This window comes from Salinicola salarius, assembly GCF_003206135.1.
Taxonomy (GTDB): Bacteria; Pseudomonadota; Gammaproteobacteria; order Pseudomonadales; family Halomonadaceae; genus Salinicola; species Salinicola salarius.
This window is the reverse complement of record NZ_PZJT01000015.1, coordinates 16,858-32,514: the sequence shown is the minus strand read 5'-3', so window position 1 is coordinate 32,514 and position 15,657 is coordinate 16,858. Positions and strand designations below refer to the sequence as shown.

The window sequence follows — 15,657 nt, the reverse complement described above, 5'->3', positions numbered from 1 at the left end:
CGGTAGAGGACGCGGCGGTGGGCGCGCGGTGTCGCGCTTTCGTCAACCGGCGCGAGCGGTGCCCGGTAGCGCCTCGACATCGCCAAACGTGCCGGTCGTCCCTTCGACATCGCGCAGTTCGACCACGATTCCCCTGGCCGCGGCGTGCTCGACGAAACGGTCGATATCCTCGCGAATATCCGGATCGATGTAGTTGGCACCGATGGCATCGATGATCAGCTCGCCGTTGTCCGGCACGGTATCGAGACACTGACGCATCTCTTCGCGGTTGAGAAACGAGACGTCCTGCTGGAACTTGAGCAGCGTGTGATCGCCGCGCCGGGTGCAGGCGATTGCCGAGCGGTAACCGGACTGCAGCAGAAAGTAGAGACTGCACACCAGCCCCACCAGCACGCCCATCAGCAGATCGGTAGCCAGAATCGTGATCACCGTGACGGTGAACGGGATGAAACGGCGCATGCCTTCGCGATACTGATCGACGAACAGCGCCGGCCTGGCCAGCTTGTAGCCGGTATGCAGCAGGATCGCCGCCAGCGTCGCCAGCGGAACCAGCTCCAGCCACATGGCGAGGAACGCCACGCTGACCAGCAGCAGGCTGCCGTGGATCAGGCTCGACAGCCGGGTGCGGCCACCCGCGTTGGCATTGGCGGAGCTGCGCACGATCACCGCCGTCACCGGTAGCGCGCCCACCAGCCCGCAGACCATGTTGCCGATGCCCTGTGCCTTCAGTTCGCGATGCGGCGGCGAGTGGCGCTTGAGAGGGTCGAGCTTGTCGATGGCCTCCAGGCTCAGCAGGGTCTCGAGACTGGCAATGATGGCGATGGTAATCGCGACAGTATAGACCGCCGGGTTGGCCAGCGCGCCGAGGTCGGGATGGGTCATCTGCCCGATCAGTTCCGCCGGGCCGGACAACCCGCCCAGATCGATATGATGCTCCGCCCCCAGCGCCCAGCCAGGCATCGCACCGCCGACCAGGCGATCGATCGCGATACTGCCGAGCACCACCAGCAGCGGCCCCGGGATCAGTGCCAGCACGCGATGACGCTTGATCATCGGCTGCTCCCAGAGTATCAGCAGGCCCAGACTGAACAGCGCGATCCCGGTCGCCAGCGGCGAGATGCCACTGAACAGCGCCACCGGATCGGTGATCGATGGCATGTCGTCCAGCGGATGTCCCAGCGCCATCGGAAACTGCCCCAGCACCAGAATCAGGCCGATCCCCGCCAGCATGCCCTTGATCACCGAGGTTGGCACGAAGGCACCGATACGACCGAGCTTGAACACGCCCATCAAGAGCTGCAGTACGCCGGCCAATATGACTGCTATCAGAAATGCGGCGAAGCTGCCCAACTGCTCGATCGCATCCAGCACGATCACCGTCAGTCCCGCTGCCGGGCCGCTGACACTGAGCGCCGAGCCGCTGAACATCGTCACTACCAGGCCGCCAACCATGCCGGCGACGAGCCCCGCGATGGGCGGCGCGCCGGAGGCCAGCGCGATCCCCAGGCAGAGCGGAATCGCGACCAGGAAGACCACGATACCCGCCGGGACATCGCGGGAGAGGTGTCGGAACGAGAAGGTATCGGGGCTGTCGTGACCGGTGTCATGGAACGTGTCGGAGCCGTCTTGAGACGCCGACGCTGCGGGCGTCGTCCGTCTCGATGTTTTCTGGGCCGATGTCTTCTGGATCGATGTCGTCTGTCTCGATGCCGTCTGTCTCGATGCCGTCATTGTCGTGTCCTCGAATCCTTGAGTCACAGCGTGAAAATGGCGTGGTTTATTGCTCTTGGTTGCTCTCGAAGATCAGCTTTTAACCAGCCGCCACGTGCTGCCAGTGCTGTTCGTCGAGCCTGTCTTCCGCTCCCTCGACCTCGCGACGATAGACTTCCTCCAGGTGCCCGCTCGCCAGATCGTAGACCCAGCCATGCAGGCTCGGCGCCCGCCGCGCCTGCCAGCTCTCGGTAATCAGTTTCAGGCCGGCAAGCCGTTCGATCTGCGCGATCACGTTGAGCTCGACCAGGTGATCGACCTTGTCGCCGAGTTGCGAGAACTGCGCGAGTTCGGCGCCCCGCTCGGCGACCAGTTGCTTGACCTGCCCCAGATGCCTGTCGACATGGGGCAGCGTCCGAAGGGCGTCGCCGCCGCTCACCGCTGCCTGGATGCCGCCACAGCCGCGGTGCCCGCAAACGATGATGTGATCCACCTCCAGCGCGTTGATCGCGTACTCGAGCACGCTCGACACGTTGGCATCGTCTTCATGCACCAGGTTGGCGATATTGCGATGGATGAAGAGCTCTCCAGGCCTGGCATTGCAGATCTGCTCCGCCGGCACCCGACTGTCGCAGCAGCCGATCCACAGCGCGGCGGGCGATTGCCCCTGGTTCAGACGCTCGAACAGGTCGGGATCGGAGGCCATCATGTCATCGGCCCAGGCCCGGTTCTCGAGAAGCAGACGGTCGCAGAATTGCATGGAGGCACTCCTTGTGCAGTGTTGTGCAGTGGCGTTTTGTGTAGTGGCGATAGCGACGATCGACGAACCCGGTTTTCACACGGTCGTTTCGGCGTTCGAGCTCGACTTCCCAGCGGTAATGTCGGCCTGGCCGTCGTCGTCATTGCGGCGACTCGAGCATGAGACGAAAGGCGCAGACCTGGCTTTTAGTCGTACGGTGGAGAGGCAGAATGGGCAAGCAAAAACCGCTTTGCAGCCTGCAAATTTTGTAAGGCTACGTGATTGAATGTTGATTCAGGAATAACGAAGGATGACGACGAAATCATCGTCTTGTCTTGCTGGGCTGACAGCTGCCAATTGTCAAGAAACGTAAAACCGGGCCTTCCACCCGCCGTCGATTGCGTTTATGAACCCTGCATGACAGCAGGCTTCAGGGAGGGAAAAGAAAGGTGGGCAACATCAGAAATTTAATAAAATCTAATGTAACAGAAGGCACGACAACCTTGCGTGAAGATGAACCCTTTCATGCCGGCGAGGGGGCTCGGCGAGCATGAACGTTACCCGCCGATAACGTTCATGCCCGGTTCATGTCACAGCGACGATTCCAGCACCTCGATCGGGTCGTTCACGCCGATGTCACCGCTATTTTCCGCCACGAGATTCTGACCGAAATAGACCTTGCCCTTCTCGCCTCGGCGGTAGCCCGCCAGGGTCTTGAGCGGTTCCTTGTCGGCCCGTTTTTCACCCTTGGCAGGGTCGACCGTCACCATGGCACAGCGAGAGCATGGCGCATCGACCCGAAACGTCACGTCGCCGATCCGGATGCGTTTCCAGCCATCCTCGGCGTAGGGCTCGGTGCCGGTCGCGACGAGGTTGGGCCGGAACTGGGCCATCACATGAGTCCCGTCGGTGCGGGCATTGAGATCTTCCAGCGAGGCCTCGGAGATCAGCAGCAGCGGATAGCCGTCGGCGAAGCTGACCCTCACGCCGATCGACTCCCGATAGCGCGGCGATCGCTCCCCCAGCCACAGCAGCCGTGCGGGCTCGCCCGCGGCCTCGCTGAACCAGTCGTCGAGCGAGGCATGCGTGGTGGTCGCACTGAAAGGGTCGGCCCAGACCTGGGTGTCGAACGGCTGCCCCGAGAACTCCTGGCGCGCCACATCCACCGGCGGCAGCGTGCCGTGGGTCAGGGTCAGACGCTCGCCATCGAACTGCGCCCGCACCAGTTGCAGTTGGGGATGCGTGCGCGCCGTGAGGAAGGTGCCGTCGGGCTTGACCACCATGAAGCGGCGATCGCCGACCAGGCCCTCTTCCTCGACCCGAGCGCGCTGCAGCGACGAGCCGGCCGTGGATTTGATCGGATAACGATGAATGGCAGCAAGCGCTGGCATGAAAGGCTCCTGTCGCAAAGATGATCTTTTGATTCGGGGCGATCAGCGCCTGGATTTCAGGCGACGCTGATGCTCGCGCTTGGCCTGCTGATAGACCTCGTCGGCGCGCACACGATCCAGCCTTTCGCGGTAGCACTCGGCGATGCGAGCCTTCTCGGCATCGACGTTGCGCGGCTGGCGCAGACGGCCCTGGGCGTCCTTCTTGCGCCCACCCGGGTAGCGCGCATAACGCCGCGCGCGGGTATATCCCATCTGAAGATATTTCCGCGCCATGTCCATGCCCACGAAGTCGCCTCGTTCACGATAGTCGCAATAGCGCGCGTGCAGCTCGGCGACGGCCTGTCTGGCGTCGGCCTCGTTGCGGATGGCCCACAGCGGGAGCAGCTCATCCTTGTAGGGCTGGACATGAAACACACCGCGCTCGCCGTGGCCGATCCGATAGCATTCCGGATGCCGACGATAATCGATGGACGCATCGGGGAAACTCACGCTCACCTCGCTCAGGGTTGTGACGGGATCGCGCGGCGAAGGCGGCGCGAGACATCGCAGGGACGAAAAACGGCCGTCTCCGAGGAGACGACCGTCATGTTGCCACGCCTTTAATGCTACGTCAGGTCGCCGCGACCTGCTGGGGCTTGTTGGCCTTGGGCTCGCGCCGACGTCGCTGGAGCGCTACCACCAGCCCGAACAGCAAAAGCGCCGGGATCCACATCAGCTCTTTCGGCAGTTGCGACGTGGGGATACGCACCGAGACGATCTCCTGATCGAAATCGAAGCCCAGCTTTTCCGCCTGGCTGCCGAAATCGGTCATGTCGACCAGCACTTTGCCATCCTCCTGCATCAGATGCAGGCCGAGGCTCGAGAGCCGCTCGGCACCGGTGCCGCCTTCCGTCGCTGGCACCTGGATCACGAAGCTGGTGGGCGCGCCGTAGGCGTCGAGACCCTCGATACGTGTCATCAGGTGTTCGTTAGGCCCGATCTCCCCCAGCGCCTGCTCGAACTGCGCTGGCGGCACTTCTTCATAGGGGGCATCGACCATGTCCATCCAGAAACCCGGACGGAACAAGGAAAAGGCGACCAGCAGCAGCAGCAGGCTTTCGTACCAGCGGCTCCTGACCAGCATGAAGCCCTGGGTCGCCGCGGCGAAGATCAGCATCGCCGCCGTCGCCACGATGAAGATGAGGATCCCGTGGAGCCAGTCGACGTTGATCAGCAGCAGGTCGGTATTGAAGATGAACAGAAACGGCAGCGCCGCCGTTCGCAGGCTGTAGTAGAACGCCTGGAAGCCGGTCCGGATGGGATCGGCGCCGGAGATCGCCGCCGCCGCGAACGAGGCGAGCCCCACCGGTGGCGTCACGTCGGCCATGATGCCGAAGTAGAACACGAACAGGTGGACCGCGATCAGCGGCACGATCAGGCCGTTCTGCTCGCCAAGCTGGACGATGACCGGCGCCAGCAGCGCCGACACCACGATGTAGTTGGCGGTGGTCGGCAGCCCCATGCCCAGGATCAGACTGAGCACGCCGGTGAGCAGCAGCATCAGCAGCAGATTGCCCATCGACAGTGTCTCGACCAGATCCGCCAGCACCAGGCCGACGCCGGTCTGCGCCACCGCGCCGACGATGATGCCGGCGGTAGCCGTGGCAATGCCGATGCCGATCATGTTGCGGGCACCATCGATCAGCCCGTCCCACAAGTCCATGCCGCCGCGCTTGATGTCGTTGGCCAGGTCACTCTTGCCGCGGAAGAAGGCATCGATCGGCCGCTGGGTCAGGATGATGAAGATCATGAAGGCGGTCGCCCAGAACGCCGACAGCCCCGGCGACAGGCGTTCCACCATCAGACACCACACCAGCACGATCACCGGGAGTATGTAATGCAGCCCCACCATGACGGTCGGCTTGGTGCGCGGCAGTTGGGTGATTTCCTGTGAGGGATCGTCCACTTCCAGCTCGGGATAGCGGGAACCGATCTTCATCAGCGCGATGTAGATCACGCCGACGCCCAGGGCGATGACCCAGGGCGCGGCTTCTCCCAACGCCGGCTTGAGCCAGCCGATACCGTAATAGACCGCGAATGCCATCGCCATGATTCCGACCAGGCCGGTCAGGAAGCCGAGGATCTTGTTGAGCCACGGCCGCTGCGGGTTACCGCTGGGCAACCCCTGCATGCCTGCCTTCAGCGCTTCGAGATGGACGATATAGAGCAGCGCGATATAGGAGATCACCGCCGGCAGGAACGCATGCTTGATCACCTCGATATACGGAATGCCGACGTATTCCACCATCAGGAAGGCTGCCGCGCCCATCACCGGCGGCATGATCTGACCGTTGACGGAGGAGGAAACTTCCACCGCACCGGCCTTGGTCGCACTGAAGCCGACGCGCTTCATCATCGGAATGGTAAAGGTGCCGGTGGTAACCGTATTGGCGATCGAGGAACCGGAAATCAGGCCGGTCAAACCGGAAGAGACCACGGCGGCCTTGGCCGGACCACCGCGATAGTGCCCCAGCAGCGAGAACGCCACCTTGATGAAATAGTTGCCCGCACCGGCCTTGTCGAGCAGCGCGCCGAACAGCACGAACAGGAACACGAAACTGGTGGAAACCCCCAGCGCGATGCCGAAGACGCCCTGCGTGGTCAGCCATTGATGGTTGACCAGCCCCGAGAAGCTCACGCCACGGTGGGCCAGCATGCCCGGCATGTAGGGCCCGGCCAGCGAATAGACCAGGAAGATCAGCGCGATGATCATCAGCGGCGGGCCGAGCGCGCGACGTGTCGCCTCGAGCAGCAGCACGATCCCCACCACGCCGACGATCACGTCCTGCAGGATCGGCGCGCCGGGACGCTGGGAAAGCTGGGCATAGAAAAAGTAGAGATAGGAGGCACAGAATGCCGCCACGATTGCCATGACCCAATCGAGGATCGGCATGCGTTCGCGCGGGGAGCGCTTGAACGCCGGATAGGCCATGAAGGCGAGAAAAACGGCGAACGCCAGATGAATGGAGCGCGCCTCGGTGGCGCTGAAGACGCCGAACCCGACGATGAAGGGTAGCGGCGAAGCGATCCAGAGCTGAAACAGCGACCACAGCGCCGCCACACCCAGCAGGATGCGGTTGGGCGTTCCGGTCAGCTTGCGACCACCGGTATCGGTCGCAGCCAGTTCGTCCAGCTTGGCCTGATCGGGGCCAGAAGCCTTGTTATCCGTCATGAGCAGATCCTGACTTGGCAGCCGGTAGGCGAAAGGACATCGGAGAGACATCATTTCGCGCTTGATTCGATGCGACGGTCGACGTCGCGGGGTATCGATCCAACGGCGCGGCGGTTGTTGCCAACCGCCGCGCCAGAGTGTCAACGCATTCCGTCAGGAATGACGCCGTGGGCAATTACAGCCAGCCCTGCTCCTTGTAGTAACGCTTGGCGCCTTCATGCAGCGGTGCGGAAAGCCCCTGGCTGATCATGTCTTCCGGCGTCAGGTTGGCGAAAGCCGGGTGCAGACGCTTGAAACGGTCGAAGTTGTCGAACACGGCCTTGACAGTCTGGTAGACGACTTCGTCGTCGACGTCGGCAGACGTGACGAAGGTCGCGCGCACACCGAAGGTCTCGACGTCGTCCGGGTTACCCTCGTACATGCCGCCGGGAATGGTGGACATGCTGTAGTAGGGGAACTTCTCGACCAGCCCTTTGACGGCCTCGTCGTTCAGCGGCACCAGGTTGGAGGCGACGGTGGTGGTCGCTTCCTGGATCGCACCGTTGGGGTGACCGACGACGTACGCCATGGCGTCGATGTTGTTGTCCGCCAGCGCGGAAGCCATCTCGGCGGCGCCCAGCTCGGAGGAGAGCGAGAACACGCTGGTGTCCCAGCCTTCCGCGTCCATCAGCACTTCCATGGTGGCGCGCTGACCGGAACCCGGGTTGCCGATGTTGACGCGCTTGCCCTTCAGATCCTGGATGGAATGGATGTTGGCGTCTTCGCGGGCCAGGATAGTGAGCGGCTCGCCATGCAGCGAGAAGACCGAGCGCAGATTTTCCATCGGCTGGTCGAACTGCGCTTCACCATTGAAGGCGTTGTACTGGACGTCGGACTGGGCGACACCCATGTTCAGCTCGCCGGACTTGATGCCGTTGATGTTGGCAACGGAACCACCGGTGGACGGTGCGTTACAGCGGATACCACTCTCTTCGGCGCTGCGGTTGACCATCCGGCAGACGGACTGGCCGACGACGTAATAGACGCCGGTCTGGCCACCGGTACCGATGGTGATGTACTGCTGATCCTGAGCCATGGCCGGCGTGGAGATCGATGCGGCGCCCATCAGGGCGGAGGAGAGAACGGCTGCGGTTAATGCATGGCGTTTCATGCGCATACCTCGAAGATTTTCCCGTTTATTGTGTTGATCGGTTTCCCGACCGCGAAGACAACGGGCTGGCCGGCGTGCGTCAGGGTGTGATTCGAATCGCACCGTGCCCGTGGACTTGCCTATTGCAACATATCTTATCCCTGACGGCGCGCCATCATATAGTGAGTTAGAGCCAGGCAAAACCGCGAGATGACGGTCTGCCGCCCGTCTCGCCCAACGGTTGGCCTGCCATTGCCATTGCTTACCGCCTCCAGAGGCTCCGGGGCTCGTTTCGCGCCAATGACCTTTCACGATCGGCATGCCTCATGCCGGAAGCGAATGCCGTCATGGCGTCAGCCAGGCGGAGAGATCGACTCGATCCCCCACGGCCAGGCCATGGGCGTCGAAGTAGCCGGCGTTGGCCTCGAGCGCGGCCCGAAACGGCGCGCCTGCCGGATAGACGGGGCACTCTCGAGACGAGGTCGCATGACAGGGAGGCATCGTCCTGAGCGAGCGGATCATGCCGTCACCGCCGATGAAGGCGATATCCAGCGGGATCCTGGTCTTGTACATCCAGTAAGCGTTGCTGCCCGGCTGCTCGCGGTCGTAGAGAAACAGCATGCCCGCGTTCTCCGCCAGCGACTCGCGCTCCATGAGCCCGCGCGCGCGCTCGGATGCCGTCCGCGCCACCTCGACATGCAGCGTATGCTCATGCCGGCCGTCGTCGAGGGTCACCGTCTGGCCCGGCAACGTTTCCGCCCATGCCGGTACCGCGAAGAGCGCGCACAATGCCCATACCCCACAGTCCCGAACCCTCGCCAGCATGCCCTTCCTCCTCACCGTTGCTGCGCCGCCTCACCCGTGGCGACGGCGCCAGTAATGCTTACCGATATGATAGAGCCAGGCCAGCACCAGCAGACCCAGCACCAGCTTCGACGCTGGGCCGATATAGGCTTCCAGCGCGCGGAAATTCTCGGCCAGCTGATAACCGGCCACGGCCAGGAAGGCGCTCCAGATCGCGCTGCCCGACGCGGTGAGCAGCAAAAAGCGCCCGATCGGCATGGCGTAGACCCCGGCCGGCAACGAAATCAGCGACCGCACGCCGGGCACCAGCCGGCCAAACAGGACGATCCAGCCACCGTGGCGCTTGAAGATGCGATCGGCGCGATCCAGGTCCCGCCGCGATAGCGCCAGCCAGTGGCCGTGTCGCTCGACGAAAGCGGACATCCGGTCATGGCCGAACCAGCGAGCGACGCCGTAGAACGGCAGTGCTCCCAGCACCGAGCCGACCGTGCCCGCCACGATCGCGCCGATCAGCGAAAGCTTTCCCTGGCTCGACAGGTAACCCGCCAGCGGCATGATCAGTTCGGAGGGAATGGGCGGAAACAGGTTCTCCGCGAACATCAGCAGCACCAGCCCGAAGTAGCTCAGCGTATCGACCGCCTGCTGAATCAGTGAATACATGCAACGGCTCCCGCCGGCGGGATGCCATGCGTCTCACGCCAGTGCCATGCCATCACGCCTGCTCCTCCGTCCCGGATTCGCGCTGGCGCGAGCCGTTCTGCGCCGTGGCCGCCTGACGCGTGGCGGATTCACCCTGGCCGACCCGATGGTCGATGTAGGACAGCACGAACAGCTGGACGACGAGAAAACAGAGGCAGAAGACGATTCCCTTGAACATGTTCCGGGCTCTCGGTGGCGATGATTTCGAAATCGGGGCGTCAACCTTCGGAAGACGTTGACGCATGGTAGCGCATTCCTCGGATAGCGGGATGCCGAGTTCGCCGCCGGCAGGCGGACATCGCCCGTGACTCTTGCGATGGCATGCCAGGGCCTGTCGGCGTTTCATGGCCGGTCGCGTGACATCTCAAAATAACCTTGCTCTCGCCCGAGTCGTTGAGACAATGGAATATCGACGCCATTTAGCAACGTCTCGACGACGCCTTTCAGCGACGTCTTCCAACCACATCATTCAACGATGAGTACTGCGCGTGCCCCTCAAGGATTTACTGATCGGTCTCGGCATCATCATCATCTGGGCCTTCAACATCATCGTGATCAAGCTCGGGGTCGAGGATCTGCCGCCGCTGCTGGTGACGGTACTGCGCTTCATGCTGGTCGCGGTGCTGGTCGTGCCGTTCACCCGGATCTCGCGTCAGCAACTCCCCTGGATCCTGCTGCTGGCAGTCACCTTCGGCGGCCTGCACTTCCCGCTGCTGTTTCTCGGGCTCCAGCAATCCGAAGCCGGTACCGGTGCACTTCTGGTCCAGATGGGCACCCCGTTTGCCACCCTGCTGGCAGCGATGTTTCTCAAGGAGAAGCTGGGGCCCCGCCGGGTCGTCGGCCTGATCCTCGCCTTCGGTGGCGTCGTGGTGCTGGCCGGAGGCCCGTCGCTGCCGCCACCGGCCTCCACCGCCCTGCTGCTCGCCAGCGCCTTTTTCTGGGCGGTCTCGACCATGATCATCAAGCTCGCCCCGCCCATCGCGCCGCTGACCATGACCGGCTGGATCTCGCTGTTCGCGATTCCCCTGGTCGCACTGGGCAGCTGGATCTTCGAGGATGACCAGTGGCTGGCGCTTCGCCAGGCCAGTTGGGCCGGCTGGGGCGCGGTGGTATATACCGCCGTGATGTCCTCGATCGCCGCTTACGGGCTATGGTACCGGCTACTGCAGAAGCACCCCGTCAGCCGCGTGGTGCCGCTGACGCTGCTGATGCCGGTGTTCGCCGTCATGCTCGGCGTCTGGCTGCTCGACGATCCGCTGGGCATCAACAAGGTCGCGGGCGGGGCCATGGTCATCGCCGGGCTGGCCATCATCAACATCCGTTTTCGCCGTCAACGCAAGCCGAGGCCCGTTTCATGAGTCATCCCGCCCTCCCCGATATCCTGCCCATGACACTCGACGATCACGCGGATTTCACCGCGATGATGCTACGCACGCCGGGCGTGGTGCTGAGAACCGCCGATGGCTACGCGGCCACGCAACGCTATCTGGAGCGCAACCCGGGGTTGAGCTTCGTGGCGCGCCCGGCCAACGGGGAAGGCATCGTGGGTTGCGCCATGGCAGGCCACGATGGCCGCCGCGGCTATCTGCAACACGTCATGGTCGATCCGGACTATCGCCAGTTGGGGCTCGCCCGGACGATGGTCGATCACTGCCTGGCGGCGCTGCTGGAAGCGGGTATCGAGAAAGTGCATCTCGATACCCTGGCGGACAATCACGAAGCCCACCGCTTCTGGCAGCATCTGGGCTGGGCCGATCGCCGCGACGAGATCGTCAAGTTTTCCCGCGTGCTGGTCGAAGATGCCAACGCCTGAGCCGGACCCGCCCTAGGTGGATGGTTCCGCGGAGTAACGAGCCGAGCGGATGTTGGTCAAGAGCGGGCTGCCGGTAGCCGGATCCTGCATCAAGGTACATTCCACGCCGTAGAGATCGCGAACCAGCGCCGTCGTCACCACGTCGCTCGGTCTGCCGGCAGCGACGATCCTGCCGTCCAGCATCGCCACCAGGTAGTCGGCAAAGCGGCACGCGCTGACCAGATCGTGCACCACCATCGCCAGCGTCTTGCCTGCCGCGGCCAGATCCCGAATCAGTTCGAAAACTTCCAGCTGATGGCCGAGATCGAGCGCGGAAGTCGGTTCGTCGAGCAGCAGCAGCGGTGTCTGCTGAGCGATCGCCATGGCGATCCAGGCGCGCTGGCGCTGACCGCCGGACATGGCATCCAGAGGCCGGTCGGCGAGCGCGTGCAGATCCGCCGCCGCCAGCGCTTCGTCGACCACCCGCCTGTCGTCCCTCGACCACTGCTTGAACAGACTTTGATGTGGCTGCCGCCCGAAGCGGATCAGCTCGGCGACGGTCAGGCCTTCCGGCGCGTGGGTTTCCTGCGGCAGCAGTGCCAGCCGCTGCGCCATCTCGCGCGCCGGCAGACGCTGGATATCGTGACCGTCGAGCAGCACCGCGCCCCGGTCCGGCACGTGCAGACGCGCCAGACTCGCCAGCAGCGTCGACTTTCCGCAGCCGTTGGGGCCAACGATCGCCGTCACCTGCCCGGCAGGGAGCTCGAGATCGAGCGCCTCAATCACCGTGCGCCGCGCGCTGCCCCGCCCGTAGCTCAAAGAGAGCTGACGCGCGGCCAGGGGCGGCGCGACGCCCGGCGACACGTTCGAGGGCGACGCATTCGACGGTGACGCATCGGGCGAGATAGCGGCAAACGAGTTCATGACTGGAACCTCGGTGCAGGACGTAACAGTATCCACAGAAGAAACGGCGCCCCGACGATCGCGGTCACGATACCGACGGGCACTTCGATCGGCGCCAGCAGTAACCGCCCGACCAGATCCGCGGCGACCATAACGATTGCCCCGGAGAGTGCCGAGGCGATCAGCGAAACGCCCCGGTGCGAAGAGAGCTGGCGGGCGATTTCCGGGCCGATCAACCCGACCAGCCCGACCGGGCCAGCGACCGCGACCGCAAGTGCCGCCAGCGCCACCGACACCACCAGCGCCGTGTAACGACAGGCGCGCACGCGGTAGCCCAGCCCCTGGGCCACGGCGTCCGAAAAGCGCAGTATCCGCATCGCCCGGGAGAGATAGCACGCCACCACGAGGCCGATCGCCAGACCGCACCAGAGCCAGACCAGCGCGGCGCCGTCGCGGGCGTTGAGACTGCCGACGGTCCAGGGATAGGCGGCGTTGGCGGTGTCGATGGCGACCCGCGCCATCAGCAGCTGCGTCAACGCTCCGAAGACCGCGCCGACCCCGATCCCCGTCACGATGAAGCGATAGCCGCGCGTCCCGACGTCATTGGCCAGCGCAAAGGTGATGGCCGTCGCCGTAGCGGCCCCCGCCAGCGCCATCGGCGGCGGCGCCAGACTCGTGCCGAGCCCCACGACCGAGGCAACGGCAAAGGCCGTGGCACCGTTGTCGATGCCGACGATCCCGGGCGTGGCCAGACGGTTGCGGGCCAGCGTCTGCATCAGGCAGCCGGAGAGCGAAAACGCTGCGCCGGTCGCGACACCTGCGGCCAATCGCACCAGACGCAGCTCCTGGACGACGAAAGCGTTGACCGGATCGCCATGACCGAAGACACCGGCCAGCGCCTCCCGCGGGCTCAACGTCAGCGTGCCCAGGCACAGCGACAGCAGCGAAACGGCCAGCAGCGCAACCAGCAAGCCGAGGCAGACGAAGCAGGCGCGACGCTCGATCAGGATCGAATAGTCGCGCTCGCCGAGCGCCCAGCTCAGGCGCCACGAGCCGGACGGAGGCGTCACGCCGGCCTCAGGGCGATTCATCAGGCAGGCGGGCGGTGTCAGGGTACGAGTCTTCATCAGGCGTCACAGCGCGGGCAGTCGGTGGGCACGAACGACAGCGATCAATACCGGCGCCCCAACCAGCGCGGTAATCACGCCCAACGGCATCTCCGAGGGCGCCACCAGCAGTCGCGCCAGAATGTCGGCGCAGAGAATCATGATCGGCCCCAGCGGTAGCGCCAGCCACAGGGTACGGCGAATGTCGGGACCGGCCAGCGCCCGGGCGACGAACGGCACCACCAGCCCCACGAAAGCGATCGGGCCGGCAACCGCCGTGGCCGCGCCGACCAGTATCGCCACCGCGATGACGCACAGGAGCCGGATCCAGCGGGGATGATGGCCCAGCCCGACGGCTACCCGCTCGCCGAGCGCGAGCGCCGCCAACGGCCGGGCGATGGCGACGATCAGCACGCCAGCGAACAGCAGGCTGGGCAGGATAGCGCGAAGATCCTCGAGCCGACGCCCGGCCAGACTGCCGATGACCCAGAACCGGATCTCGTCGGCACTGCGCTGGTCGACCAGCAGCAGCAGTGAGGTCAGTGCGCCCAGCAGCCCGGACAGGATCGCCCCGGCCAGCACCAGCCTGACCGGATCGTTGCCGACCCCGTTGACGCGCGCCATCGCCAGCACGAACAGGCATCCGGCCAGCGCTCCCAGTTGCGCCACGGAGATTCGCAGCGTCGCCGCGCTGGCGCCCAGCACCAGCGCGATCGCTACCGCCAGGGCACTGCCCGCGCTGACACCGAGCAGCCCTGGCTCGGCCAGCGGATTACGGGCGACTGCCTGGATCAGCGACCCCGCCACCCCAAGCGCCATGCCGACGGCCACACCGATCAGCGTGCGTGGCAGGCGTAGCGACTCGACGACGAAACGCGCCTCGTCGCTACCGCCACCGGTCAGAACCGACCAGGCAGCGAGCGGGCCAACGTCGCCGGCGCCCAGAAGCAGGCTCGTCACGCCGACCAGCAGGAGGCTGGCCAGCAGGACGAGCATCAGATTGAGGAGCGACGATCGTTCACGAAAGGACGAGCGCTCACGGGACATCGGTTCAGTCATGGCAGGTCGTCATGAAATTCGGGGCATGGCGTCGAAGCCAGAATCAGGGCATCAATGGTCACTGCGTCAACACGCCCTCGATATCGTCGAGAATGCGCTGCGCGGCGATGGGCCCGGAAGCGCTGGTCCAAAGCTGGCCGTCCACCGGCACCACATGGCCCTGCTGCACGACATCGAGGCGCTCGAAGGCCGGCGACTGGCGCGCGGATTCCAGCGCTGCTTCGCCGTCGTCGTTCAGCGTCGCCAGGAAAAGCCAGTCGCTGTCGATACTCGACAGGTTCTCGAGACTCAGCGAATCGCTGTGTGGACGACCAGCCTTGACCACGTCGCCGTCCTTCACATCGAAACCACTGGCCGCCAGCAGCCCGGTCGCGAACAGCCGGGTCGACATCACCAGAGGGCCGTTGGGCATCCAGCGCGCCAGGGTGGCGGTAGTGTCACCATTGGGCTGACGTTGTGCAAGCGATCGAGAACGATTTTCAATTGTTTCTATGGCGTCATCGATCGCCGTCTCGCGGCCCAGCGCTTCGCCGAAGAGACGTGCTTCGGCCTTCCAGGCTTCCGGCTCGAATCCTGCGGTTTTGGGCACCACCGTCGGCGCTATCTGCGACAGCAACTGGTACTGCGATTCGGGCAGGCGCGAGGAGGCCAGGATCAGATCCGGCCGCTGCGCGATGACCGCCTCGATGTTGGTCTCGCGTGCGGTGCCGACGATGGCGATATCCGCGGCGGCTTCTCCCAGATAGCTCGCCACGCCCTCGCCGCCGCGAGTCGCCACCGCCCCTAGCGGCGTCACGCCCGCCGTCAACGCGGTATCCAATGCCCCTTCGTACAGCGTCACCACGCGCTGGGGTTGGCCCTCGATCTCGACATCGCCGTACGCCGTATCCAGCGTACGGGCCTGAGCTTGCGGGATCAGTGCAGCCTGTGCCAATGCGGCCAGAGCGATCGCAGCGCAAAACAGCACGCCGCCACGAGAGTGGGAACGAATCTGCATGAATGATTTCCTGTCTAGCGAGTTCATGGAATAGAAAGCCGGCATCGGCCTATTGCGATGCCGGATATGTCTTACGCTGCCCTAGAGGATGATCCTATGTGGATAGCTTCCAGCCGG

15 protein-coding genes are annotated in these 15,657 nt (G+C 64.4%); 2 read left to right on the top strand and 13 right to left on the bottom strand.

The features are described from left to right. Positions 1-42: 42 nt before the first annotated feature. From DOM32_RS13955 to DOM32_RS17800, 9 genes are all read right to left on the bottom strand, one after another. Entirely contained in the window at positions 43-1,731 is a 1,689-nt protein-coding gene (locus tag DOM32_RS13955) for a SulP family inorganic anion transporter (RefSeq protein WP_110635441.1), read from the bottom strand. Between the two features lie 79 nt (positions 1,732-1,810). Next, positions 1,811-2,470 carry a carbonic anhydrase gene (locus tag DOM32_RS13950; RefSeq protein ID WP_110635438.1) on the bottom strand — a complete coding sequence of 220 codons (660 nt, stop codon included), beginning with the start codon at positions 2,468-2,470 and terminating at the stop codon, positions 1,811-1,813. Positions 2,471-3,039: 569 nt separating this feature from the next. Beyond that, positions 3,040-3,840 carry an MOSC domain-containing protein gene (locus DOM32_RS13945; RefSeq protein ID WP_110635435.1) on the bottom strand — a complete coding sequence of 267 codons (801 nt, stop codon included), beginning with the start codon at positions 3,838-3,840 and terminating at the stop codon, positions 3,040-3,042. 42 nt (positions 3,841-3,882) lie between these two features. Beyond that, positions 3,883-4,329 (bottom strand): DUF4385 family protein, encoded by a 447-nt coding sequence (locus DOM32_RS13940; RefSeq protein WP_071231476.1) that lies wholly within the window; start codon positions 4,327-4,329, stop codon positions 3,883-3,885. Between the two features lie 121 nt (positions 4,330-4,450). Then, positions 4,451-7,051, bottom strand: a complete 2,601-nt coding sequence (locus DOM32_RS13935) for a TRAP transporter permease (RefSeq protein WP_110635432.1) — start codon at positions 7,049-7,051, stop codon at positions 4,451-4,453. Positions 7,052-7,226: 175 nt separating this feature from the next. Continuing rightward, the gene (locus tag DOM32_RS13930) at positions 7,227-8,201 is read right to left on the bottom strand and encodes a TAXI family TRAP transporter solute-binding subunit (protein ID WP_110635580.1); all 975 of its coding nucleotides are present in this window, start codon (positions 8,199-8,201) and stop codon (positions 7,227-7,229) included. Positions 8,202-8,525: 324 nt separating this feature from the next. After that, positions 8,526-9,005 carry a DUF192 domain-containing protein gene (locus DOM32_RS13925; protein ID WP_110635429.1) on the bottom strand — a complete coding sequence of 160 codons (480 nt, stop codon included), beginning with the start codon at positions 9,003-9,005 and terminating at the stop codon, positions 8,526-8,528. A 30-nt stretch (positions 9,006-9,035) separates the two neighbouring features. Further along, a complete protein-coding gene (locus tag DOM32_RS13920; RefSeq protein ID WP_110635426.1) occupies positions 9,036-9,644 on the bottom strand; it encodes a DedA family protein in 609 nt (202 codons plus the stop codon). A gap of 52 nt (positions 9,645-9,696) precedes the next feature. Then, on the bottom strand, positions 9,697-9,861 hold the full coding sequence (locus tag DOM32_RS17800; RefSeq protein WP_157957081.1) for a hypothetical protein: 165 nt from the start codon (positions 9,859-9,861) through the stop codon (positions 9,697-9,699). A gap of 310 nt (positions 9,862-10,171) precedes the next feature. Between DOM32_RS17800 and DOM32_RS13915 the strand changes: the two genes are divergently transcribed. Continuing rightward, positions 10,172-11,041, top strand: a complete 870-nt coding sequence (locus DOM32_RS13915) for a DMT family transporter (protein ID WP_110635424.1) — start codon at positions 10,172-10,174, stop codon at positions 11,039-11,041. After that, positions 11,038-11,496 carry a GNAT family N-acetyltransferase gene (locus DOM32_RS13910; RefSeq protein WP_208625383.1) on the top strand — a complete coding sequence of 153 codons (459 nt, stop codon included), beginning with the start codon at positions 11,038-11,040 and terminating at the stop codon, positions 11,494-11,496. Before DOM32_RS13915 ends, DOM32_RS13910 begins: the two co-directional genes overlap by 4 nt. A gap of 12 nt (positions 11,497-11,508) precedes the next feature. Here the strand turns inward: DOM32_RS13910 and DOM32_RS13905 are convergent, their stop codons facing one another. From DOM32_RS13905 to DOM32_RS13890, 4 genes are all read right to left on the bottom strand, one after another. Next, entirely contained in the window at positions 11,509-12,399 is an 891-nt protein-coding gene (locus tag DOM32_RS13905) for an ABC transporter ATP-binding protein (RefSeq protein ID WP_110635417.1), read from the bottom strand. Then, positions 12,396-13,505 carry a FecCD family ABC transporter permease gene (locus DOM32_RS13900; RefSeq protein ID WP_110635414.1) on the bottom strand — a complete coding sequence of 370 codons (1,110 nt, stop codon included), beginning with the start codon at positions 13,503-13,505 and terminating at the stop codon, positions 12,396-12,398. The genes DOM32_RS13905 and DOM32_RS13900 overlap by 4 nt, the downstream gene beginning before the upstream one ends. 6 nt (positions 13,506-13,511) lie before the next feature. Continuing rightward, the gene (locus DOM32_RS13895; RefSeq protein ID WP_110635577.1) at positions 13,512-14,480 is read right to left on the bottom strand and encodes a FecCD family ABC transporter permease; all 969 of its coding nucleotides are present in this window, start codon (positions 14,478-14,480) and stop codon (positions 13,512-13,514) included. Positions 14,481-14,601: 121 nt separating this feature from the next. Continuing rightward, positions 14,602-15,540 carry an ABC transporter substrate-binding protein gene (locus tag DOM32_RS13890; protein ID WP_110635411.1) on the bottom strand — a complete coding sequence of 313 codons (939 nt, stop codon included), beginning with the start codon at positions 15,538-15,540 and terminating at the stop codon, positions 14,602-14,604. Positions 15,541-15,657: the final 117 nt, after the last annotated feature.

Bases quoted from the DNA above. Each gene is read 5' to 3' on its own strand.
- DOM32_RS13900 (WP_110635414.1), bottom strand. From the start codon at position 13,505: ATGAAGACTCGTACCCTGACACCGCCCGCCTGCCTGATGAATCGCCCT.
- DOM32_RS13925 (WP_110635429.1), bottom strand. From the start codon at position 9,005: ATGCTGGCGAGGGTTCGGGACTGTGGGGTATGGGCATTGTGCGCGCTC.
- DOM32_RS13895 (WP_110635577.1), bottom strand. From the start codon at position 14,480: ATGCTCGTCCTGCTGGCCAGCCTCCTGCTGGTCGGCGTGACGAGCCTG.
- DOM32_RS13920 (WP_110635426.1), bottom strand. From the start codon at position 9,644: ATGTATTCACTGATTCAGCAGGCGGTCGATACGCTGAGCTACTTCGGG.
- DOM32_RS13905 (WP_110635417.1), bottom strand. From the start codon at position 12,399: ATGAACTCGTTTGCCGCTATCTCGCCCGATGCGTCACCGTCGAATGCG.
- DOM32_RS13930 (WP_110635580.1), bottom strand. From the start codon at position 8,201: ATGAAACGCCATGCATTAACCGCAGCCGTTCTCTCCTCCGCCCTGATG.
- DOM32_RS13935 (WP_110635432.1), bottom strand. From the start codon at position 7,051: ATGACGGATAACAAGGCTTCTGGCCCCGATCAGGCCAAGCTGGACGAA.
- DOM32_RS13945 (WP_110635435.1), bottom strand. From the start codon at position 3,840: ATGCCAGCGCTTGCTGCCATTCATCGTTATCCGATCAAATCCACGGCC.
- DOM32_RS13955 (WP_110635441.1), bottom strand. From the start codon at position 1,731: ATGACGGCATCGAGACAGACGGCATCGAGACAGACGACATCGATCCAG.
- DOM32_RS13950 (WP_110635438.1), bottom strand. From the start codon at position 2,470: ATGCAATTCTGCGACCGTCTGCTTCTCGAGAACCGGGCCTGGGCCGAT.
- DOM32_RS13890 (WP_110635411.1), bottom strand. From the start codon at position 15,540: ATGCAGATTCGTTCCCACTCTCGTGGCGGCGTGCTGTTTTGCGCTGCG.
- DOM32_RS17800 (WP_157957081.1), bottom strand. From the start codon at position 9,861: ATGTTCAAGGGAATCGTCTTCTGCCTCTGTTTTCTCGTCGTCCAGCTG.
- DOM32_RS13910 (WP_208625383.1), top strand. From the start codon at position 11,038: ATGAGTCATCCCGCCCTCCCCGATATCCTGCCCATGACACTCGACGAT.